The sequence below is a fragment of the Pseudomonas sp. BJa3 genome, from assembly GCF_026343815.1.
GTDB classification, from domain to species: Bacteria; Pseudomonadota; Gammaproteobacteria; order Pseudomonadales; family Pseudomonadaceae; genus Aquipseudomonas; species Aquipseudomonas soli.
Window position 1 is genome coordinate 1 of the sequence record NZ_JAOXMC010000191.1, and the last position, 272, is coordinate 272.

The window sequence follows — 272 nt, forward strand, 5'->3', positions numbered from 1 at the left end:
TGGTCGGCCTCGCCCAGGTCGTGGCCGGCGTCTTCCCCGGCACTTCGCGCTCCGCGGCCGCCATCTTCATGGCGATGCTGGCCGGCACCAGCCGGCGGTCCTCGGCAGCGGAATTCGTGTTCCTGGTGGGCATCCCCACCATGTTCGCGGCCAGCGGTTATGCCTTCCTTGAGCTGGTGAAGGACAACGCGCTGGGCAGCGAGAACTGGGGCGAGGTTGCGCTGGCCTTCGCGGCGGCAACGGCCACTGGCTTCGTGGTGGTGAAATGGCTG

1 protein-coding gene is annotated in these 272 nt (G+C 68.4%); it reads left to right on the forward strand.

Going from position 1 to position 272, the window contains the following annotated elements; genetic code table 11:
• Window positions 1-272 (forward strand): undecaprenyl-diphosphate phosphatase (locus tag OH705_RS27390; RefSeq protein ID WP_323873507.1); only part of this gene is annotated, 272 nt, incomplete at both ends.